The 20,361-nt window shown below is 37.6% G+C and carries 17 protein-coding genes and 1 tRNA gene; 10 read left to right on the forward strand and 8 right to left on the reverse strand.

Features of this window, described 5'->3' with window-relative positions:
* Positions 1 to 83 precede the first annotated feature (83 nt).
* From NGC85_RS01195 to NGC85_RS01205, 3 genes are all read left to right on the forward strand, one after another.
* Positions 84 to 2,840: a type I restriction-modification system subunit M gene (locus NGC85_RS01195; RefSeq protein ID WP_254804587.1), complete on the forward strand. Its 2,757-nt coding sequence runs from the start codon at positions 84 to 86 to the stop codon at positions 2,838 to 2,840.
* Between the two features lies 1 nt (position 2,841).
* On the forward strand, positions 2,842 to 4,062 hold the full coding sequence (locus tag NGC85_RS01200) for a restriction endonuclease subunit S (RefSeq protein WP_254804588.1): 1,221 nt from the start codon (positions 2,842 to 2,844) through the stop codon (positions 4,060 to 4,062).
* A gap of 86 nt (positions 4,063 to 4,148) precedes the next feature.
* Positions 4,149 to 7,283: a type I restriction endonuclease subunit R gene (locus NGC85_RS01205; protein ID WP_254804589.1), complete on the forward strand. Its 3,135-nt coding sequence runs from the start codon at positions 4,149 to 4,151 to the stop codon at positions 7,281 to 7,283.
* Between the two features lie 125 nt (positions 7,284 to 7,408).
* Here the strand turns inward: NGC85_RS01205 and NGC85_RS01210 are convergent, their stop codons facing one another.
* The 3 genes from NGC85_RS01210 to NGC85_RS01220 form a co-directional block, all read right to left on the reverse strand.
* Positions 7,409 to 8,002, reverse strand: coding sequence for a hypothetical protein (locus NGC85_RS01210; RefSeq protein ID WP_254804590.1), 594 nt, complete (start codon positions 8,000 to 8,002; stop codon positions 7,409 to 7,411).
* 120 nt (positions 8,003 to 8,122) lie between these two features.
* Positions 8,123 to 9,298 carry an integrase arm-type DNA-binding domain-containing protein gene (locus NGC85_RS01215; protein ID WP_254804591.1) on the reverse strand — a complete coding sequence of 392 codons (1,176 nt, stop codon included), beginning with the start codon at positions 9,296 to 9,298 and terminating at the stop codon, positions 8,123 to 8,125.
* Positions 9,299 to 9,481: 183 nt separating this feature from the next.
* Positions 9,482 to 9,572 (reverse strand) — tRNA-Ser (locus tag NGC85_RS01220).
* A gap of 122 nt (positions 9,573 to 9,694) precedes the next feature.
* Between NGC85_RS01220 and NGC85_RS01225 the strand changes: the two genes are divergently transcribed.
* The 3 genes from NGC85_RS01225 (at position 9,695) to NGC85_RS01235 (ending at position 13,127) form a co-directional block, all read left to right on the forward strand.
* Positions 9,695 to 11,575 (forward strand): potassium transporter Kup, encoded by a 1,881-nt coding sequence (locus NGC85_RS01225; protein WP_005060055.1) that lies wholly within the window; start codon positions 9,695 to 9,697, stop codon positions 11,573 to 11,575.
* A 164-nt stretch (positions 11,576 to 11,739) separates the two neighbouring features.
* Positions 11,740 to 12,813, forward strand: a complete 1,074-nt coding sequence (locus NGC85_RS01230) for a DNA/RNA non-specific endonuclease (RefSeq protein ID WP_254804592.1) — start codon at positions 11,740 to 11,742, stop codon at positions 12,811 to 12,813.
* Between the two features lie 71 nt (positions 12,814 to 12,884).
* Positions 12,885 to 13,127, forward strand: coding sequence for a hypothetical protein (locus NGC85_RS01235; RefSeq protein WP_254804593.1), 243 nt, complete (start codon positions 12,885 to 12,887; stop codon positions 13,125 to 13,127).
* Positions 13,128 to 13,173: 46 nt separating this feature from the next.
* Here the strand turns inward: NGC85_RS01235 and aqpZ are convergent, their stop codons facing one another.
* Complete coding sequence (aqpZ, locus tag NGC85_RS01240; RefSeq protein WP_254804594.1) at positions 13,174 to 13,863, reverse strand: aquaporin Z; 690 nt, start codon at positions 13,861 to 13,863, stop codon at positions 13,174 to 13,176.
* 172 nt (positions 13,864 to 14,035) lie between these two features.
* On the reverse strand, positions 14,036 to 15,043 hold the full coding sequence (locus tag NGC85_RS01245) for an AraC family transcriptional regulator (RefSeq protein WP_254804595.1): 1,008 nt from the start codon (positions 15,041 to 15,043) through the stop codon (positions 14,036 to 14,038).
* A gap of 115 nt (positions 15,044 to 15,158) precedes the next feature.
* Here NGC85_RS01245 and NGC85_RS01250 point away from each other — a divergent pair, with 115 nt between their 5' ends.
* Complete coding sequence (locus tag NGC85_RS01250) at positions 15,159 to 15,803, forward strand: sterol desaturase family protein (protein WP_254804596.1); 645 nt, start codon at positions 15,159 to 15,161, stop codon at positions 15,801 to 15,803.
* A gap of 229 nt (positions 15,804 to 16,032) precedes the next feature.
* On the opposite strand, the gene NGC85_RS01255 is transcribed toward NGC85_RS01250, so the two are convergent.
* Positions 16,033 to 16,479, reverse strand: a complete 447-nt coding sequence (locus NGC85_RS01255) for a hypothetical protein (RefSeq protein ID WP_254804597.1) — start codon at positions 16,477 to 16,479, stop codon at positions 16,033 to 16,035.
* A 61-nt stretch (positions 16,480 to 16,540) separates the two neighbouring features.
* On the reverse strand, positions 16,541 to 17,299 hold the full coding sequence (gene hisF / locus NGC85_RS01260; RefSeq protein WP_005052338.1) for an imidazole glycerol phosphate synthase subunit HisF: 759 nt from the start codon (positions 17,297 to 17,299) through the stop codon (positions 16,541 to 16,543).
* 101 nt (positions 17,300 to 17,400) lie between these two features.
* Between hisF and NGC85_RS01265 the strand changes: the two genes are divergently transcribed.
* From NGC85_RS01265 to NGC85_RS01275, 3 genes are read left to right on the forward strand one after another with little or no spacing between them, the layout of a single operon-like run.
* Entirely contained in the window at positions 17,401 to 18,351 is a 951-nt protein-coding gene (locus NGC85_RS01265) for a homoserine kinase (protein ID WP_254804598.1), read from the forward strand.
* A gap of 9 nt (positions 18,352 to 18,360) precedes the next feature.
* Positions 18,361 to 18,978: a DUF1294 domain-containing protein gene (locus NGC85_RS01270; RefSeq protein WP_254804599.1), complete on the forward strand. Its 618-nt coding sequence runs from the start codon at positions 18,361 to 18,363 to the stop codon at positions 18,976 to 18,978.
* Positions 18,979 to 19,011: 33 nt separating this feature from the next.
* Positions 19,012 to 19,404 carry a hypothetical protein gene (locus NGC85_RS01275; RefSeq protein ID WP_005060037.1) on the forward strand — a complete coding sequence of 131 codons (393 nt, stop codon included), beginning with the start codon at positions 19,012 to 19,014 and terminating at the stop codon, positions 19,402 to 19,404.
* 86 nt (positions 19,405 to 19,490) lie between these two features.
* Here the strand turns inward: NGC85_RS01275 and NGC85_RS01280 are convergent, their stop codons facing one another.
* Complete coding sequence (locus NGC85_RS01280) at positions 19,491 to 20,237, reverse strand: IS5 family transposase (RefSeq protein WP_254730381.1); 747 nt, start codon at positions 20,235 to 20,237, stop codon at positions 19,491 to 19,493.
* Positions 20,238 to 20,361: the final 124 nt, after the last annotated feature.

A 20,361-nucleotide genomic window follows, 5' to 3' on the forward strand; every position in this document is an offset into this window, starting at 1 on the left:
AAGCTCCTGACAATGGTACTGAGCACTCATGCTAAAGAGTTTTGGTTTATTTTTGGTCAATTTTAATTAACTGTAGACAACCTATGAACAAGCAACAACTCGCTTCCAAAATTTGGGACTCAGCAAATAAGATGCGCTCAAAAATTGAGGCAAATGAATATAAAGACTATATCTTAGGGTTCATGTTTTACAAGTTTTTATCAGACAAAGAGCAAGCATTTTTAAAAGCTAACGATTTTAGTCAGGCTGATATTGAAGCACTCACAGAAGAAGATCCTGAAACTGTTGAATTTATTAAAGATGGTATAGGTTATTTTATTGCCTATGACAACCTGTTTTCAACATGGTTGAAAAAAGGCAATGATTTTAACGTTGCTAATGTTCGTGATGGGCTTTCTGCTTTTGCACGTCTAATCAGCCCATCACATAAAAAAGTATTCGATGGCATTTTTAAAACACTGGAAACAGGTTTAAGTAAATTGGGTGATAACTCAAACAGTCAAACCAAAGCCATCAGTGATTTATTGCAATTGATCAAAGTTATTCCGATGAATAATAAACAAGACTATGATGTTCTTGGTTTTATTTATGAATATTTAATTGGTTCGTTTGCTGCAAATGCAGGTAAGAAAGCTGGTGAGTTTTATACACCGCATGAAGTATCGGTGTTGATGTCTGAAATCATTGCGCATCATTTAAAAGATCAGCAAGAAATCAAAATTTATGACCCAACCAGTGGGTCGGGGTCATTACTGATTAACATTGGTAGTTCAGTTGCCAAACATGTCAAAGATGAAAATAAAATCAAATATTACGCACAAGAGTTAAAGGAAAATACCTATAACTTGACCCGTATGAACTTGGTGATGCGTGGTATTCTCCCTGCCAATATTGTGGCTCGTAATGCCGATACCTTAGAGGATGATTGGCCGTATTTTGATGACAATGATCCGATCAATACCTACGAGCCGTTGTATGTCGATGCAGTGGTATCTAATCCACCTTACTCACAAGCATGGGATTCAGTAAATAAAGAATCTGATCCACGTTATGCTCGTTTTGGTTTAGCACCTAAAACTAAAGCAGACTATGCGTTCTTACTGCATGATCTTTATCACTTAAAACCTAATGGCATCATGGCGATTGTTCTGCCACATGGCGTATTGTTCCGTGGTGGTGAAGAAGAACGTATTCGTAAAAACTTGCTTGAAAATAAGCATATTGATGCAATCATCGGTTTACCTGCCAATATTTTCTTTGGTACAGGTATTCCAACGGTTATTATTATTTTAAAACAGCGTCGCCAAAGCAGTGATGTACTTATTGTTGATGCATCCAAAGGCTTTGTGAAAGTTGGTAAAAATAACCATCTACAAGCATCGAATATTAAGAAAATTGTTGATACTGTGGTACAGCGTAAAGATATTGAGCAATTTTCTAAATTGGTTAGCTTGGAAGAAATTCGTGAGCAAGGCTACAACTTAAATATTCCTCGTTATGTGGACTCTTCTGCAACGGCTGAAACATGGGATATTTATGCCACCATGTTTGGTGGTATCCCGAAAAAAGAAATTGATGTGCATGTCGAGTATTGGAAGGCATTCCCGCAGTTACGCCAAGACTTATTTACTGACAGCGACACGCCTTATGTCGATTTAGCCACGACAGAAATCAGTAACGCTATTTATCAGCATGCCAATGTTCAAACATTTAAAACGCAATTTAATACGGCTTTTGCTAATTTCCATGATTATTTAAAAGCTGAGTTGATTGGCAAGATGCAGACTTTGCATATTGGACAACAGGAAAATGTTTTAAGTCAGGATATTTTCAAGCGTCTGGAAAATATTCCTCTAGTTGACAAGTATCAAGCCTATCAAGCCTTGGATGATCAATGGCAAAGCATCGCAGGGGACTTAGAGATTATTCAGTCTGAAGGTTTAGCGGCTGCAAAGATTGTAAATCCTAATATCGTCATTAAGAAGAAAGATGGTAAAGAGCAGGAAGTTCAAGACGGATGGGTGGGTTATGTGTTGCCATTTGACTTGGTACAACAGCATTTACTCATTGATGAACTCACCGCTTTACAAAGTAAAGAACGTGCTTTAACTGAAGCCAGTGCTGAAATCGAAGCGATCATGGATTCGTTGTCTGAGGAAGAAAAAGACACTTTATTGAACGATGCCAATGACGCTTTTGTAACCGCAGAAATTACCAAAGCATTGAAACAGGCTTTTGAAGATATTGAAACGCCTGAAATTCGTGCGATCAATGAATTGTTAGAATTACTTGCGAATAAAGCGAAAAAGCCTGAGCAGGAACAGTTTGTACAGGCACATCCTGAAGTACAGTGGACAAATATTGAAGCCAATAAAAATGGTACTTATGCAGTAGGTAAAGTCAAAGCCTATTTAAAAACCTTACAAGCCAATTTTACTTTTGCTGAAGATTCTTTGGAAGCTAAGTTGTTCCAAGTTGAAGATTTGCTTGCACAGGAAAAAGAACTGAAAGCTGAGATTAAAGCCGATGCCAATGCTTTACATTTGTTGACTAAAGCCACGATTGAAGCCTTGCAAGATTCACAGGTTTTAGAATTGTTGGAAGTGAAGTGGGTACAACCGATTGTTTCTGCAATTTTAGCATTACCAAATGAAGTGATTGAGCATTTGACTGATGTGGTACAGGCTTTGGCGGATAAGTATGCAGTGACCTATACCGAAACCACGCAAAAGCTGACAGAGGCAGAGCATAGTCTTGCGAGTCTGATTGATGACTTAACAGGTGATGATTTTGATATGCAAGGTTTAGCTCAGTTTCAAACGTTGTTAAAAGGGGCGTAATGTGGAAAAGCAAAAATGTCCTGAAATTAGGTTTAAAGAGTTTGATCTTAATTGGAAAAAAAATATCCTCGGAGATATAACAACTTTTATAAATGGTCGAGCTTATAGCCAAGAGGAGTTGCTTAAAAAAGGAAAATATCCTGTACTACGTGTTGGAAATTTTAATACAAATAGCCATTGGTATTATTCAGATTTAGAGCTTGGTGAAAAGTATTATGCAGAAGACGGAGATTTACTTTATACATGGTCGACCATTTTTTCACCTTATATTTGGAAAGGTGAAAAAGTAATTTATCACTATCATATTTGGAAGGTCGAATTATCTAAAAAGTTAGATAAACTATTTACATTTCATTTTTTAAAAGCCGATGAAATCAGTTTAACCAATAATACAAATGGTTCAACAATGATTCATGTAACTAAAGGTGAAATGGAAGGTAAAATTATTCATATTCCTGTTTTAACTGAACAAATCCAAATTGGCAAATTTTTCCAAAACCTAGACCAGTCCATTGCTTTACATGAAAAGAAACTTAGCCAAACACAAAACCTAAAAAAGGCGATGTTGGAAAAAATGTTTCCCAAAGAAGGAAGTAAGCAGCCTGAAATTCGTTTAAGAGGGTTTAATGGGGATTGGGATAGTTGTAGTATTTTTAGTCTTGCTCAAAATCAACAATTAAACAATGGTGTTTTTAATGATCAGAACAAAGTAGGAAAGGGTTATAAGTTAATTAATGTTCTAGATATGTATATAGAAACATCTATAGATGAAAAAAAATTAACTCTGTTGGATTTAGACCGTAAAGAATTTGAACAGAATAAAGTTAAATATGGAGATGTTTTTTTTACTCGTTCTTCTTTAGTCAAAGAAGGAATCGCATTTTCAAATGTATATTTGGGTCAAAGTAATGACATAACTTATGATGGTCATTTAATTAAGTTAAGTCCAAATTTAGAGTTAATTGATCCGATTTTTTTAAATTTTTGTTTGAAGTCATCAAAAGTTAGAACTCAATTAATTTTAGGTGGAAAAAGTACGACAATGACTACAATTGGACAACAAGAAGTTGGTGAAACTATTGTAGAGCTTCCTAGTATTGGTGAGCAATTAAAAATCGGTCAATTCTTCAAACAAATTGAAGAAACACTTGCTCTACAACAGCAACAGCTTCAGGCCTTAAAAAACTTAAAACAGGCATTTTTAGAAAAGATGTTTGTTTGAATCTCTCCCTTGCGCCGCTTTAATCGCGGCTCACCTTTTAGAAAGGGAGACTTTTTATAAATTGACTTAATAAAAGCAAATAGACCATGACATTTAAGAACGAAGCAGCATTTGAACAGGCATTTATCGAAACTCTTTTTAACAAGGGATGGGAAAGTACGGTTCTAAAAAATCCAACGGAACAGGATTTAATCAACAACTGGGCAAAAATTTTATTTGAAAATAACAGCGGTATAGATCGGCTGAATGGTCAGCCACTTACTGACTCTGAAATGGCGCAAATACTCGAACAAATCAAAAACTTGCGTACACCGTTGGCACTCAATGGCTTTATTAATGGTAAAACCGTTTCCATCAAACGAGATAATCCTAATGATGCAGCACACTTGGGTAAAGAAATCAGCCTCAGCATCTATGACCGACAACAAATTGCGGCAGGCGAAAGCCGTTACCAAATCGTACAACAACCCAAATTCCCAACGTCTTCACCGATTTTAAACGACCGACGTGGCGACATTATGTTGCTGATCAATGGTATGCCACTTTTTCATATCGAATTGAAACGCTCAGGCGTCCCTATCAGTCAGGCAGCACATCAAATCGAAAACTATGCTCGTTCAGGCATTTTCTCAGGACTATTTTCATTGGTACAAATCTTTGTGGCGATGAACCCTGAAGAAACCAAATACTTTGCTAATCCTGGGCCTGAAGGCAAATTTAATTCAGACTACTATTTTAACTGGGCAGATTTTAACAACGAACCAATGAATTATTGGAAAGACATTGCTGCGCATTTGCTGTCTATTCCGATGGCACATCAGCTCATAGGTTTCTATACCGTAGCGGATAAAACTGATGGCGTGTTAAAGGTTATGCGTAGTTACCAGTACTTTGCAGTCCGCGCTATTTCCGACCGTGTAGCACGTATCGAGTGGGATGGAAGAGATCGTTTAGGTGGTTATATCTGGCATACCACTGGTTCGGGTAAAACCATGACCAGTTTTAAATCAGCCTACCTCATCGCCACCTCTAAAGATGCTGATAAAGTCATTTTCCTCATGGATCGTATTGAACTCGGTACGCAGTCATTAGAACAATATAATAACTTTGCAGACACGGACGACTTTGTACAATCCACTGAAAATACTCATGCGCTGATTAGCAAACTTAAAAGTACCAATCCGAACGAAGTTCTGATTGTTAGCTCAATTCAAAAAATGAGTAATATCAAGCAAGAAGAGGGTGGACTCAAAGCCCATGATATTGAGCAGATGCAGAAAAAGCGCATCGCTATTATTGTAGATGAAGCACACCGTTCGACCTTTGGTGATATGCTCATTACCATTAAAGAAACCTTTCCTCAGGCAGTCTTCTTTGGTTTTACAGGGACACCGATTCAAGACGAAAACGAAAAGAATATGAATACCACAGCGACAGTATTCGGTCATGAGTTGCACCGTTACAGTATTGCAGATGGTATTCGAGATAAAAACGTACTCGGTTTTGATCCTTACCTGATTTCAACTTATAAAGACTCAAAGTTAAGAGAATTTATTGCTTTAGATGAAGCAAAAGCAAAGACGGTCCAAGAAGCTTTGGCTGACCCTAAAAAGAAAGAAATTTATTCACGTTTTATGGATAAAAGTCAGGTGTCTATGGCTGGTCATTGGGACAAATCCAATAACTATGTCAGAGGAATTGAAGATTACTTGCCAACAGCGCAGTATCTTCGTCCAGCGCACCAAAAGAAAGTGGTTGAGGATATTTTAGAGAACTGGATTCAATATAGCCAAAATAATAAATTTCATGGAATTTTTGCGACCAGTAGTATTGCTGAAGCGATTGAATATTATCGTTTATTTAAAAAAATTAAGCCTGAGTTAAAAATTACGGCACTGTTTGATCCAAATATTGATAATAATGAAAATGCTAAATTTAAAGAGGATGGCTTAGTTGAGATCATTAGCGACTATAACAATCATTATGGCATGGAGTTCAGTTTAGCTACCCACGCCAAAATGAAGCGTGATATTGCTGACCGTTTAGCGCATAAAGAATTGTATAAGCGTGTAGAATATACCCCTGAAAAACAGCTTGATCTATTGATTGTTGTGGATCAAATGCTAACAGGTTTTGACTCTAAATGGGTCAATACTTTGTACTTGGATAAGATGCTTGAGTATGCAAACTTGATTCAAGCATTCTCACGTACCAACCGCTTATTTGGTAAAGATAAACCGTTTGGTATCATTCGATATTACCGACGTCCGCATACGATGAAACGTAATATTGATGCAGCAGTTAAGTTGTATTCAGGCGATAAACCTTTGGCTTTATTTGTAGATAAACTGCAAGACAACCTAAATAAATTAAATTCTATTTTTATTGATATAGAGCAATTGTTTAAAAATGCGGGTATCGAAAACTTTGAAAAGTTACCTGAAGACAAAGAGGCTTGTGGTCAGTTTGCAAAATTATTTAAACAATTCAATGAGCATCTAGAAGCTGCAAAAATCCAAGGCTTTAAGTGGAACACACTGACATATCACTTTGACGACAATGATGCGAGTAAACTACCATTTCAGTTTGCAATAGATGAGCAAACATACCTTATTCTTGCTTTACGTTATAAGGAATTATTTGCTGAAGGTGGAAGTGGTGGCGGTGGGGGCAGTGTTCCATTTGAGATAGACGGTTATTTGACTGAAATTGATACCGATAAAATTGATTCAGATTACATGAACAGTCGCTTCACCAAATATTTAAAGGCATTGCATGACGGTGAAAAGACAATCTCGGTTGAAGAAGCATTAAATGAACTGCATAAGAGTTTTGCAGCTTTAACGCATGATGAGCAAAGAATTGCGAATATCTTTCTACACGACGTTCAACGTGGTGACGTGAAATTGCAAGAAGCTAAGTCATTTAGAGACTATATTACAGAGTATCAATTTAAAGCCAAAGAAGATGAAATACATGCTATCTCGACCTCTTTTGGTTTAGATGAGTCCAAACTAAGACAGTTGATCAGCGCGCATGTCAATGAAAATAATATCAATGAATTTGCACGCTTTGATGCGTTATTGAATACTATAGATAAGACAAAAGCAAAGCAATATTTTGAGCAGGGGGATGGGAAGGCGATACCCCCTTTCAAAGTCAATGTGAAAGTTGCTGCCTTTTTAAAAGAGTTTATTTTGAAAAATTCACAAATATGCTAGCTTTGAGAATTAGGACAGCATATTCTTTGATAAATCACAAGTTTTAGCATTTTAATAAAGAGAGGTTGCTACCTTAGTAAGCTCTCTTTTTATATTAATTGAAAGCGATGATATGTCTTAGAGAATCAATAGAGCTTTACTAATTTATCAAATTCTTTTGAATCTTTCGACATCGGAACCATTTCAAGATTTTTGTATCGGAATAGGGTTGGCATTTCATGGAATAGGTCAAAAAAGAAAGATACGGATTCTTTATACATTTCCTGTTTTAATTTAGAGAAATCTGGTCTGTAGAACTCACCTGAGCCGAGTATTGGGGTGTAGAAAATCTTGATATGATTGATATGAAGACCTGGCAAATGCTGGCTAATAAAGTAATTAATCATGTCCTCAAAGTTAATTTGATAAAAATCAATTTCTCTTTCTTCATCATATTCCTCACTTACGTTGGTGATAATAAGCCAAGTTTCTAAGCTATACGGATGATATATATAGACATCTGCTGAAACATATTTACCATCTTCATTTTCATAACCTGAAGGTAATGGAGTATAAAATCCATCAAACGCATTAGTTACAAGTTGAGCTTGCGACTTTTCTGAATCATCAGCAAAGTTGCGAATAGCGTCAACTGTACTTTGATGTAACTTAAATGCTTTGTTAACTATTCCACGACGTTCATTGCTCTCTTGATTAATTTCAGTTCTAGTTTTTACCATAAAAGGGACCCTTTTAAATTTTTATATCAAATAATGTAGGATATCCTGCATTATTTCGATTGTAGGGTATCCTATAAATTTATTCAAGTAGAAAGTTCTTTAACTCCATAATCTTGATAATCAGCCTTTAATTTTATTTCTCAACCCATCAATAAAGTCAGACCATTCCTGCATCATCTTTATTCGATATTCTAAGTGTTGTGCATGGTTATAAGCCTGAGAAACCGAGTTTCCAACGGTGTGCGCTAATTGAATTTCAATCGCATCATGCATATAACCTTGCTCATGTAAGGTTGTAGATGCAAGTCCTCGGAAACCATGTCCAGTCATTTTTCCCATATAACCCATTGTTCGAATGGCACTTAAAAGAGCATTATTACTTAATGGTTTGGCTTTACTGTGATTATAAAAAACGAATTGCTTGTTACCTGTGATTGGTTTTAGTCCCTCAATTAACTCAACGGCTTGTCTTGATAAAGGAACAATATGAGGTAGAGCCATTTTCATTTTGTATGCAGGTATCCTCCATAAATGATTATCAAAATCAATCTCATTCCACTCCATGTTGATTAGTTCAGCAGTTCTCACAAATGTTAATGTCATTAGTTGTAATGCTGTTTTAACCAAAATACTGCCGTGATAACGATCCATACGCTCTAAAAATGGTGGGAACTCAGAAATATCCAAACGAGCCATATGCTTTACTTTACGTGGCTTTAATGCCTCCTGTAGATGAGGGGTCGGATCATTCTCAATAATGTCTTTACGTATTGCATAGCGAAAAATTCGACCAGTTAAAGGAATGGAGCGTTTTGCCATTTCCAATGCGCCACGCTCTTCAATTTTTTTGGCACAAGCTAATATGTCTTTCCCTTTAATTTGATCAATTGGTATATCGCCTAGAGCAGGGAAGAGATCTTTTTCAAAAACAGATAAATCACGTAAGTAAGTGCCTTCAGTAATCGCATCTTTACGATCTTGCATCCATTGCATTGCTAGTACTTTAAAGAGTGTACTTTCATCTGCCTGTAATTTTTTTTGTTTTTTTACTTCATTCGGATTAATGCCATCTTTTATCTGTAAGCGAGCTTCGTCACGAATTCTTCTTGCTTGAGCCAGTGTAGTCTCAGGATATGTACCAATACTAAAAATATTTTCTTTCCCATTCAGACGAAATTTCATACGCCAATGCATACCACCTGATGGTGTAACTTCTAAATACATGCCTTTTTCATCAGCATATTTGGTCTTTTTTTCTAATGGTTTGATCTTTCTGACTTGCGCATCTGTAAGCATTGTCGTTCATTCCGTAGAAATTTGGGGGTAAAAAAATAGGGGTAAATTATTTTACCCCCAGTTATACCCCCAACTATCTCAGGATTCAATAGTATTTATTGGAAAGCATAAGGCAATAAAAAAAGCTTAAACCCTTTAGATTTAAGCTTTTAGGACTCTATGAGATATCATAGAAAGTATATTTGGCGGTGAGAGAGGGATTCGAACCCTCGAAACGCTATAAACGTTTACACACTTTCCAGGCGTGCTCCTTCAGCCACTCGGACACCTCACCAAGGTGTGCGATAGTAACTAAAAAAAAGTATCATGCCAAGTTGTAGTCAAACAGATTTGCAGAAAAACTTTCTAGCTAGTGATAATATTGCGGCATATAACGTTCTATTTTGAAGACAAAATATGCAAAGCACTGCAAAAAAAGCCGCATTGCCAGTCATGACACTGGCAGCCTTAGGGGTGGTCTTTGGAGACATTGGAACAAGTCCATTGTATGCCATACGTGAGTGTTTCAGAACGGGGCATATGCCAATTAACGAAGCATCTGTTTTAGGTATATTGTCACTGATTTTTTGGTGTATGAATTTGAGTATCAGCTATAAATATGTTTCCGTCATTATGCGAGCTGATAACAATGGTGAAGGGGGGATCATATCGCTGTTGGCGTTAAATCTCCGTTCTACAGTTTTTTCAGATAAAAATAAGATCTATCTGATTGCACTTGGATTTATTGGCGCATCCTTATTTTTTGGCGATGGCATCATTACACCTGCAATTTCTGTACTTTCTGCGATTGAAGGTTTGAGTCTAATTACACCGGCTTTAGATCAATGGTTGGTTCCAATTGCCTTAGGAATTTTAACCGCATTGTTTATGGTACAGCGACATGGTACAGCGACAATGGGGAAATTCTTTGGTCCAATTACCTTGCTTTGGTTTATTTCTATCGGCTTGATTGGTCTGTGGAGTATTATCCAAACACCATACGTATTGATGATGATTAATCCTTACTGGGCACTGAATTTCGTGTTTGAACAACCAGCCATTGCTTTTATCACCATGGGTGCTGTTGTACTGACGATGACAGGTGGTGAGGCGCTATATGCTGATATGGGGCACTTTGGACGTATGCCAATTAAATTGGCGTGGTTCATTATTGTATTGCCATGTCTATTGTTGAATTATGCAGGTCAGGGTGCATTGTTATTGCGTAATCCTCAAGCGATTGAAAATCCATTCTATATCTTAGTTCCAGAATGGGCTTTGTTTCCAATGATTGGATTGGCTACAGCTGCGGCAGTGATTGCCTCGCAAGCCGTGATTACAGGCGTATTTTCAGTTGCTAATCAGGCAATTCAATTGCGCTATTTACCCCGATTGACAGTTCACCATACATCAGACGTAGAGCAAGGGCAGATTTATTTACCTTTTATTAATTGGGTATTATTTATCTCTGTGGTGATTCTGATTTTACTTTTTGAAAGTAGTGCCGAGCTTGCGAGTGCATATGGTGTCGCGGTAACTATGACCATGTTATGCGGTACGATTTTAATCTCAACATTAGCCTATGGGGTTTGGCGTTGGGCGTGGTGGAAAGTCGCATTATTTACGATACCATTCTTATTCCTTGATTTAGTTTTTGTTGCATCAACATCGCTTAAAATCTTAGCGGGTGGATGGGTGCCAATTTTAATTGGTGTCGTGGTTTATACGATTTTGATGACATGGAAACGTGGGCGTGAAATTGTATATAACCGTATGGAAACCAATGCATTACCGATCGAGTTATTCATAAAAAGCATTGGCATGAGCAAAGAGACACATTTTGTTCCTGGTGAAGCCATCTTTTTAACAGGTACTCCAAATATTGTTCCACATGCGATGTTGCATAATATTAAACATAATAAAGTGCTGCATGATCGTAATGTGATGCTCACGGTATATACGCAAGATATTCCTTATGTTGCCGCGGCTGACCGATTAAAAGTAGAAAAACTTGAGGATCATTTCTATCGCATCTTTGTCTACTATGGTTTTAAGGATCAACCGAATATTCCGAATGCTTTGGAACAAGCTTATAAAGAGCTAGATTTTGAATTTGATATGATGCAAATGAGTTTCTTTATTTCAAGAGACCGTATTGTGCATACAGTGGGTGATGGGATGTCGCCGTGGCGTGAAAAACTATTTATTTCGATGCAGCGGAATACCAGTCCTGTCAGCGATTTCTATCAAATTCCAACCAACCGTGTCGTGGAATTGGGTAGTCAAATAGAAATTTAGCAGTAGCACACATCATTCTAAATGGCGCTCTAGAGCGCCATTTTTACGAGTGGGTGTTTAATTGAACAGAATTGCGACATAAAATGTCGTTCTAGGCTGAAACGCAATATACAGTGGACTTTTGAGTTGTTAAGCTGCGCGTTCATATTGATTTTGATGTAGTTATGGCGAAGAGAACAACCAGAAAGAGTAAGTCTCCTTTTACTCTTTTAAGCCAAAATTTTGGGAAAATTATTTTAGCTTTGATTGCGACAGGAAGTTTTGCGATCGCATTTGGTAATGAAAAAATCTCTAAATTCATTCCATTACAATCAAGTAATAGCGGTTGCTTAAAACAGTTTTATCGTGATGTTCCGCCATTATTGAATAAAGAAAGTCTAAAAAATAATAACTATGCCTTATGTTTTAACGATTTTAACGTGATGTATTCAGGTGTATCAAAAACACCTTTATGGACGGCAGAATATCTAACACCTGAACGTTTAAGCATAAAGATTAAACGCGAAGATAATTTCCATGAGGAAACTCGCGTACAGCAAGCGCATCGAGCATTATTATCAGATTATCGAGGCTCTGGATATGATCGCGGGCATATGGCACCGAATGGTGATATGAACAATACCGCAGCGCAATATGATAGTTTTTCTCTTGCCAATATGGTTCCACAAGCTCCTAAAAATAATCAGGAAGTATGGCGTAAATTAGAAGAAGCTGTTCGAGCAGTGGTAACGAAACATCATAAAGATGCTTATGTGCTCACAGGTCCTATTTTTGAAGGTAAACGATTAAAAACGATTGGTAGTGGCGTGATCGTTCCAACAGCCGTCTACAAAGCAGTTTATCTCCCTAAGCAGGGGATTATTGGTGCTTATTACGCGCCGAATGATAATTCGCAGCAAGTTAAAGTCGTCAGTGTGTGTTATTTAGAAGAAAAGTTAGGAATTAACTTGTTCCCACAACTCACTGAACAACAGAAGCGTAATATCTATCATCTGCCATTATCCTCACAACATGTGAAAGCAAATAAAGACATTAGCTATTCGCATTGGGATGGTCAGAGTCAGTGTGCTGAAGAAGCCACAAATGAAGCGATTCAAACGCAACAAAAACAATTTAGTTCAGGACAATCACAGCCAGCAGAAAGCAAATTTCCACAAATTGATGAAGAAACTAAGCAGGCTTTAATTAAGCAATTGGTTGATGCTTTGGTTCAGTATTTTTTACAAATGTTGAGATAATGTAGAGTACCTTGCAAAGTGATCATGTTTGGCTCATGTTGTGATGAATACTAGAACAATTAGAGGAAAAAATGTTTAAACCTTTTGAAAATGGCAATGAGTCCTCAGCAATATATGATTTGACGTTGGAAAATCAGCTTGATTGTGTGAGTTTATATGGCAATTTACAAATCACTAAAGATCAAGCAGGTTTGAAAACAGCAAAAGCTTTACAGCAGTTTATCAATGACGTGGTGATCGCTTTAGAAAAAGAAGAATTACCTGCACAAATCGAACGAAAGCCTGAACAGGAAATTGAGAATCCATTTCTATAATTCATAAAAAAACAGCCCATGGAAGGCTGTTTTTTATTTTAAACGTTTAGTCTTTTTCGGTTGCGACGACTTTATAAATAATCGCACCAATGACAGCACCTAAAATGGGAGCAACCCAAAATAGCCATAATTGGCTTAGTGCTGCGGTCTCTGCAAAAAAGGCAACACCAGTACTACGAGCAGGGTTTACGGAGGTATTGGTGACAGGAATACTGATTAAGTGAATAACAGTGAGTGTTAAACCAATAGCAATCGGAGCAAAACCAGCAGGTGCATTTCTATGCGTTGATAATAAGATAATTATCAAGAATATGGCTGTGAGTACAACTTCAATTAAAAATGCAGAAGCGATGGAAAAATGATTGGGCGAAAGCTCACCATAACCATTCGTAGCAAAACCTCCTGTTCCTGTAAATCCTGCTTGACCCTGTACAATAATATAGAGAACAAATGCCGCAAAAGTTGCACCGACCACTTGAGAAATAATATATGGGGCTAAATCTTTTGCTTCTAAACGACCACCTACCCATAAGCCTACACTGACTGCGGGGTTGAAATGTGCGCCAGAAATATGACCGAATGCGTAGGCACCCGTTAGTACGGTTAAACCAAATGCAAATGCAACACCTAAGAAACCAATCCCAAGTTCTGGAAAAGCAGCGGCAAGCACTGCACTGCCACAACCACCAAAGACAAGCCAAAAGGTACCTAGAAACTCTGCTAAATATTTATTCATTTTTATCACCAAAACATTTATAAAAAACTAAAAAATATCCAAAAAATTTATTATGGATTTTCTGATGACCTGTGAAGAAAATGTGAATTAGTTCACACAGGATCTATGATCTTGTATAAATGCTGTAAAAATAATCAACAGTTGTGAAACAGTAAGTTTAACTTTAGTTTTATTAAGAATTGTAAATTGTGTTGTTCTTTCGCCATTGTTGAGGGGTGACATCGGTCCAAAGTTTGAAGGCACGCTGAAAAGCACTCTGTTCTGAATAACACAGCAATAGGGCAATTTCTTGTAGGCTTAGATGCGGATCTTTTAGATATTCGGTTGCTAACATAAAACGCACTTGTTGTACGCGTTCCTGAAAGGTGGTGTTTTGTTGTTGAAGATGGCGTTGTAACTGCCGAACCGAAAGTCCTAGTTTTTCTGCTATGAAGTCGATTTGATATTGGTTCTTTTGCAGTCCAGTCAAAATCGCATGCTGTAACCGTTGGTCGAGCTGGGTCGAATTTGGAAGCTTATCTAATAGGGCTTGTGCTTGTTGTAATAACAATTGCTGTAGGGTGTGATCACCTGTTTTTAATGGTTTAAAAGCTTCTGCTACAGGTAATAAGAGCTGAGTTCTCGGTTGTTCAAAACGAACTTTGCAATGGAAATATTGCTCATAAACACTGATGTTTTTCGGCGCGATATTGACGAAATGAACTTCGTGTAAATGAATGGTCTCGCCAGACATAAATAACTTAAGAAACTGCACCATGAGCGCAATTGCAATTTCATCAGTGAGTTGTGTTGGGTGGGGTTCAGGTGCTTCCCAGCGGATCGAAACATATGGTTCGTTAAATTCAACGACTAAAGGACTGCCATCATAAATCAAGCGATGAAAATCATGATAACGTGCCAAAGCTTCGCCTAAATTTTCACAAGATAGTGCGAGGTAAGCAATAATACCTAAGTGTTTGGGTTGTACATATTCTGCAATTTCTAAACCTAAACCCGTTTTAGGATGTAACCGATTAAGGTCTTCAAGCAGATCGCGCCAAATGACATAGTCAAAGCGCTCTTGGTTTTGAACGAGCTGTAATTGTTCAGGAACAGCAATATGTTCAGCTTCACAGTAAGCTTTTAATAAATGCCCCAAACCACCAAAAACAGAGCCAATATAGTTCTTGAGTTGAGACATCTTGTGTATTCCTATTCTTGTCGTGTTTTGTCAATATAAATATATCGTATCGTCAATACTTCGCCTACAAAAATTTATATCTTAAATAAAAATAAGGATACTTTTGGAGAGAACCATGTTGAAGGGTTTAATCGCAGGTTTGGCTGTAGCGAATGCATTTGAATGGTTTGCACATAAATACATTTTGCATGGTGTTCATCGTCCAGGACAACCTCGTTACAGTCCTGTGCCAAAAAGCATGGAATCTCATTGGGCACATCACCGCGAAGTTCGTAAACAAGAATTCTCAGATGACTGTTATGTTGAAGGGGTGGAACACTGGCGTACGCGTAATGAAATCATGTCATTGGCTGTCGTAGCAGGTGTTGCAAGTGTAGCGTTTTATCCAATTTCAAAAGGGATGTCTTTGGCAGCACTGTATAGTGCGGGCAATTATTATTATGTACACCGCCGTGCACATCTTGAGCCTGATTGGGCGAGACGTACTATTCCTTGGCACTATGATCATCATATGAATTCGAATCAAGATGCCAACTGGTGTGTGACCCGACCATGGTTTGATTATGTTATGGGTACACGCGTTGTATCTTCGGCTGATTTAAAAGAAGCCAATCCACTAGGTCTTCCTTTACCTAGAGCTTTATCTAAAGTTTTGACGCAAGCGATTGAATCAGTCTTTCCTGCAAAGTGGGTTGAGCAAAAGCCTAAACTTGTGGCAGCACAAGTAGAAGACGAACAGCAACAAGAGTCGGTTGCATAAAAGCTTAAATGTGAAGTGTGTCCATAAAGTACAACTGTTTTGACAATTTACGACGATGCATAAAAAGCTATGTCGTGAATTGTCAATAAAATCGGTTTTTAATGTCAATATTTTTGATCACTTTATGGCTATTTTGGTTCAAGCATTTTTGATGCTCAAAATTCATGTTTACCCTCTAGCGTTGTACAAACGCAGTTTCCATACCTTGCCTAGCAAGGTATTTTTTTGTCTATTCGTTTTGTAAACTCAAACCTGTCAAAAGATAGCGTGTATTACTATCTTTAAAATTGGGTGAATACTGGAAGCATATTTTCTGATTAGGTTGAATTTGAGCCATGATTGGCAAATTTTTAGCAACAGCACGATTACGTGCAAAAACAAAAATCTGTCCTTGTTCTGTTTTAAATTCATATAGGATTTGAGTCCAATTACCATTCCTTGAATAATGCTCAATGCTTTGGTATTGATTAAAAATTCCACAGTGGTGTTCTTGCTTGGGGTTATTCACTGCAAAATAATAGTAAATTTGATGAGCATAAACGTATAAAAAAATGATACTGGGAACACTTATAAGAGAAATTACAACACTGAGAAAAACAGATTCCTGATGTTTGAGCCAATAGATAATCAGGCCTAGACAACCGAAAAGAACAATCCAAACTAAAGTTTCATTCATTTTTTTTCTTCTATTAAGAACACAGGTGTAACCTAGAATCTAGTTACACCTGTCATTCTGTTTACAAACGCATTTCAATGCCTTGTGCAGCAAGATACTGTTTAGCTTCTGGAATGCTATGTTGACCAAAGTGGAAAATAGAAGCGGCAAGTACAGCATCTGCACCGCCTTTTAAAATACCATCGGCTAAATGTTGTAAATTACCAACGCCACCTGAAGCAATGGTCGGGATATTTACACGGTCATTGATCTGACGCATCAAGGCAATGTCATAACCTGCTTTGGTTCCATCGGCATCCATACTGGTAATCAACAGTTCACCTGCACCGAAGTCAGCCATTTTCACTGCCCATTCTATTGCATCAATACCTGTTGGCTTACGTCCACCGTGGGTGAAAATTTCCCACTTATTCTCACCTGTTTTTTTCGCATCGATTGCAACCACGATACATTGTGCGCCAAAACGTTGAGAGGCTTCTTGCACAAACTCAGGAGTAAATACCGCTGCTGAGTTGATGCTAACTTTGTCTGCGCCTGCATTCAATAATAAACGAATATCTTCAACTTTACGCACACCACCACCAACGGTGAGAGGAACGAAAACGCTTTCTGCCATACGCTCAACAGTACGGTAAGTGGTGTCGCGTCCATGATGGGTAGCAGTAATATCTAAAAAGGTAATTTCATCGGCACCTTGTTCGTTATAACGACGGGCAACTTCTACTGGGTCACCTGCGTCACGAATATCAAGAAATTGAACGCCTTTGACGACTCGACCATTATCAACATCTAAGCAAGGGATAATACGTTTTGCGAGCATAAAATATTCCAAAAAATCGCCAATAAAGAAAGGGGTGCTACACCTTCATGGAGGGAACAGGTATTCTATCAAACTTCACAGCTATTTTTTGCAGGTTTTCCATGTCGGTTTATACCCCGTTGAGTTTAGAAGAAGTTCAAGCCTTTGCTGAGCCTTATGGTTTAGCAGTGATTGATCTAATTCCAATCCAAGGCGGTATCCAAAACACCAACTATTTTTTGGTGGATCAATCACAGAAACAATATGTGTTAACAGTGTTTGAAGAGTTAGATGCGGAAGGGGCAGGTGAATTAGTACCTGTGCTGGATTGCTTAGGTGAGGCAGATGTGCCTGTGGCAGTGCCACTAAAGTATCAAGGTCAGGCAATTCATACGATAGCTGATAAACCTGCACAAATCGCGCCTCGGTTAATGGGTGAGCATCCTGAAGAAGCAACATTAGTACAAATAAAAGCGATTGCTCAAGCACAAGCAAAAATGCATTTGGCTTTAAAAGATTTTCCTTTAGAGCGTGATTTTAATCGTAATCATCAGTACTGGTCAGATGTAGCAGAGCAACTAAGACCAAACATGAATGAAGATGATCAATCTTTATTGGATCAAGTGTTTCAACAGTTTGCACACATTACGCAACAGCATCCAAATCGTCCAATAGGCTTTATTCATTCTGATTTATTTAGAGACAATACGCTGTTTGAGGGCGATCAATTACAAGGTATTCTTGATTTTTATGAGTTAAATCAAGATGAGTTTTTATTTGATATTGCGATTAGTATCAATGACTTTTGTACCGCTTATCCACAAGCCCATTTAGATCAAGCCAAAGCCGATGCTTTTCTTGCTGCATACCAAACTATTCGTCAGCTAACAGATGATGAATTGGCTTGTTTAAATATCTTCTTAGCGATGGCTACGTGTCGCTTTTGGAGTATGCGTTTGCAAGTCGCTCAGAAAAATGCAGAACAAGGTCGCACTGGTGAGGATATTTCACAGAAAGATCCGTTAGAAATGCGAATGATGCTACAAGATCGTTTACAACGAATCACAGCTTAAGGAAAAGAGATGCGAGATCAAGGTCGTTTAGTAGAATGGTTTGATGATAAAGGTTATGGCTTTATTCAACCCAATGATATGTATAAGGAGCGTGTTTTTATCCATATCAAAGACTTTGCTCGTACGGGACCTCGTCCTATCGTCGGTTGTGCTTTAGAGTATTTGGTCATTTTGGATGAACGTGGTCGTTATCGTGCACAGCAAGCAAGCTATTTAAAAGCATCCCAAGTCATTGAGCATAAAGCGAAACCAGCAACTCCCAAGCAAGCCAAAAGCTGGTCTGCAATGAAAATTGCGATTGCGATTTATGCAGTTTTTATGCTGATTGCTGGTTTTAGCAAGCTATTACCTCCTTATACCTTGTTATTTGTGAGTTTAATGAATGTTCTGAGTTATTGGCTGTATGCTCAAGATAAAGAGGCAGCACAATTGGGAAATCGACGCATTCCAGAGCAGACTTTGCATATTGTAGATTCTTTGGGTGGATGGTGCGGTGGTTGGCTTGCCCAGCAAAAACTGAGACATAAAACACAAAAACAACCGTTTCGTAAGATTTATTTCTGTACCATAGTCTTCCATATATTATTGATATGTTGGTTAATTTCTCCACTCAATGTGTTTTATTAATTGAGGGAGTTTGTTTCTGGAGATTAAATAAAAATGAATTATTCCGTTGATCAAGATCCAAATCGTACTTTGACTTTGGTACTGTATGTGCTTTATATCATTGCGATTTTTTCCGGTGGTCTATTGGCAATCATTGCTTTGATTATCAACTATGTAAAACGCAGTGATGTACAAGGCTCGATTTTTGAAAGTCATTTTACTTGGCAAATTCGTACCTTTTGGTGGTATCTCGCTTGGAATATTATCGCATTCATTCCATTTTTCTTTTTGTTCTTTACTGGAGATAATCCGAATGCCTTTGCGGGTGTTGCATTATCAGGAACCGTTTTCTGTGTTGCAGTCATCTTTATTGCATGGATTTGGATTGTTTATCGTGCAATACGTGGCTTGATTGCTCTCAATGACAATAAACCTATGTATCAATAAGATGACTAGAATGCGGATGAATAGCTCATCCGCATTTCTAAATAGAATTTAAATATCGGTTCATTTGATTAGGGTGTGTTGACATTTCATAGCGGTAGCCAAATAAATATACAGGCTAAAGCAACTGAATTTTCGTAGTTCCGCTTTAGCTTGTCATAACGTGTTGCAATTCCCCTAAATTGCTTGAGTCTAGCAAAGGTATTCTCCACTAAGTGCCTGATTTTATATAAGTGCCAGTCCATATAATCATTGTTCGATCGTGTATTGGATTTCTTTGGAATATTTGCTTTAGTCGCTGTTTTTTCTATCTGCTCTCTCAATAATTCTGAGTCATATCCTTTATCTGCACAAAGCACATCGGTATCTTTTAAATCAATGCTATCGACTAATGCAGGTGCAACACTCACATCATGGGTGGTGCCATCATGAATGAGAAATTGGATTGGGTTCCCATTTGAATCCACAGCTAAATGGATTTTAGTACTGTTTCCACCGATGCTTCTTGAAATAGCTTGATCCTTGAGTCCTGTAGCATGTTGATGTGCTCGAATATGGCTAGCATCAATAAACACCCATTCTAGATCAGCATGTTTTGATAATAATTTAAATATTTTTAGTAGCTTATTATCTTTAGACCACCTGGTGAATCGTTTAAATATGGTGTTGGACTTACCAAAAGATTCAGGTAAATCTCGCCAAGGACAACCTGTTCTAATTCTATAGAGAATGGCTTCAATAAAATTTCGAAGATTATGTTTGAGGTAGATCCCCAAATTGTGGACAATAGATTTCAGCTTTAACCAGTGTTGATCATTCAGCATTGTACGAGTCATAGCGAGGAGTAAATTTGGTTTGGCGATTGAATTTTACTTTCTCGCTATTTTTTTGCACAGCAAATGTCAACAGACCCTAATAAAAAATTGATTTATTTATAAAAATATAGAATTTAAACGTCTA

Origin of the sequence: Acinetobacter sp. Z1 (assembly GCF_024296945.1) — a bacterium.
GTDB lineage: Bacteria > Pseudomonadota > Gammaproteobacteria > Pseudomonadales > Moraxellaceae > Acinetobacter > Acinetobacter beijerinckii.

What these genes read in the sequence shown, in the direction of transcription:
- NGC85_RS01195 (WP_254804587.1), top strand. Translation starts at nt 84, where the DNA reads ATGAACAAGCAACAACTCGCTTCCAAAATTTGGGACTCAGCAAATAAG.
- NGC85_RS01205 (WP_254804589.1), top strand. Translation starts at nt 4,149, where the DNA reads ATGACATTTAAGAACGAAGCAGCATTTGAACAGGCATTTATCGAAACT.
- NGC85_RS01210 (WP_254804590.1), bottom strand. Translation starts at nt 8,002, where the DNA reads ATGGTAAAAACTAGAACTGAAATTAATCAAGAGAGCAATGAACGTCGT.
- NGC85_RS01215 (WP_254804591.1), bottom strand. Translation starts at nt 9,298, where the DNA reads ATGCTTACAGATGCGCAAGTCAGAAAGATCAAACCATTAGAAAAAAAG.
- NGC85_RS01225 (WP_005060055.1), top strand. Translation starts at nt 9,695, where the DNA reads ATGCAAAGCACTGCAAAAAAAGCCGCATTGCCAGTCATGACACTGGCA.
- NGC85_RS01230 (WP_254804592.1), top strand. Translation starts at nt 11,740, where the DNA reads ATGGCGAAGAGAACAACCAGAAAGAGTAAGTCTCCTTTTACTCTTTTA.
- NGC85_RS01235 (WP_254804593.1), top strand. Translation starts at nt 12,885, where the DNA reads ATGTTTAAACCTTTTGAAAATGGCAATGAGTCCTCAGCAATATATGAT.
- aqpZ (WP_254804594.1), bottom strand. Translation starts at nt 13,863, where the DNA reads ATGAATAAATATTTAGCAGAGTTTCTAGGTACCTTTTGGCTTGTCTTT.
- NGC85_RS01245 (WP_254804595.1), bottom strand. Translation starts at nt 15,043, where the DNA reads ATGTCTCAACTCAAGAACTATATTGGCTCTGTTTTTGGTGGTTTGGGG.
- NGC85_RS01250 (WP_254804596.1), top strand. Translation starts at nt 15,159, where the DNA reads ATGTTGAAGGGTTTAATCGCAGGTTTGGCTGTAGCGAATGCATTTGAA.
- NGC85_RS01255 (WP_254804597.1), bottom strand. Translation starts at nt 16,479, where the DNA reads ATGAATGAAACTTTAGTTTGGATTGTTCTTTTCGGTTGTCTAGGCCTG.
- hisF (WP_005052338.1), bottom strand. Translation starts at nt 17,299, where the DNA reads ATGCTCGCAAAACGTATTATCCCTTGCTTAGATGTTGATAATGGTCGA.
- NGC85_RS01265 (WP_254804598.1), top strand. Translation starts at nt 17,401, where the DNA reads ATGTCGGTTTATACCCCGTTGAGTTTAGAAGAAGTTCAAGCCTTTGCT.
- NGC85_RS01270 (WP_254804599.1), top strand. Translation starts at nt 18,361, where the DNA reads ATGCGAGATCAAGGTCGTTTAGTAGAATGGTTTGATGATAAAGGTTAT.
- NGC85_RS01275 (WP_005060037.1), top strand. Translation starts at nt 19,012, where the DNA reads ATGAATTATTCCGTTGATCAAGATCCAAATCGTACTTTGACTTTGGTA.
- NGC85_RS01280 (WP_254730381.1), bottom strand. Translation starts at nt 20,237, where the DNA reads ATGACTCGTACAATGCTGAATGATCAACACTGGTTAAAGCTGAAATCT.